1 protein-coding gene is annotated in these 869 nt (G+C 64.3%); it reads right to left on the reverse strand.

The annotated features are described in order from the left end of the window. A partial coding sequence (locus HLUSI_RS0121575; protein ID WP_016835926.1) for a calcium:cation antiporter occupies positions 1 to 773 on the reverse strand: 773 nt, incomplete at its 3' end. Positions 774 to 869 lie beyond the last annotated feature (96 nt).

Raw genomic sequence — 869 nt, forward strand, 5'->3', positions numbered from 1 at the left:
GCGATGATGATGCCGACCACCGACTTCGGCGCGCCCAGATTATCCAGACCGGCTTCCAGCGTCGGCGCCAGCGCCTTGGCCAGCAATACCACGGCGCCAAGGCAAGCCAGCAGCAACAAGGCGGCGATGATCGCCACCTTGTTGGAAGGCGGCTCGGCGTGCGCTTCCGCATCGCCGGCGGCGGCGTTGGGCGGCAGGAAATAGTCGCGGTGGCGCACCGTCTGCACCAGCACGAAGGTGCCGTACAAGACCAATGAAATCACCGCGATGAAGGCCAGCTGACTGGTGCTGTAGAACGGACCCGCTGTCGTCAGCGTGTAGTTCGGCAACACCAGCGTGAGCACCGCAATCGCCGCCAGCGTCGCCAGCGACGCGCTGACGCCGCGCTGACCGAACGATTGCTCGCCGTGCTGGCTGGAACCCACCAGCAGGCAAATGCCGACGATGCCGTTGAGGATGATCATGATCGCCGCGAACACCGTATCGCGCGCCAGCCCCGTGGTCGCCTCGCCGCCGGTCAGCATCAGCGACACGATCAGCGCCACCTCGATGAGCGTCACCGCCAGCGCCAGCACCAGCGTGCCGAACGGTTCGCCGACTTTGTGCGCCACCACTTCGGCGTGATACACCGCAGCCAGCACGCTGGCCATCAGGCCGATCACCAGCAGCGCGGCAAACCAGCCAGCCGGTTGCAGGAAGTTGACGGCGTACACCAGCCAGCCCAGGACGGGTGAAACGATGGACCACAGCGGCAGCGACGGAGAAATTTTCATGAGCGGATAAGTATCGTTGTCAGGACGGTGGATGGAAGTTGCAGGCAGGCGAACCGGAGAACAACAAGCGCGCGAATGCCGCGCCCCAAATACATA

The sequence above is a fragment of the Herbaspirillum lusitanum P6-12 genome, from assembly GCF_000256565.1.
Lineage (GTDB): Bacteria > Pseudomonadota > Gammaproteobacteria > Burkholderiales > Burkholderiaceae_D > Herbaspirillum > Herbaspirillum lusitanum.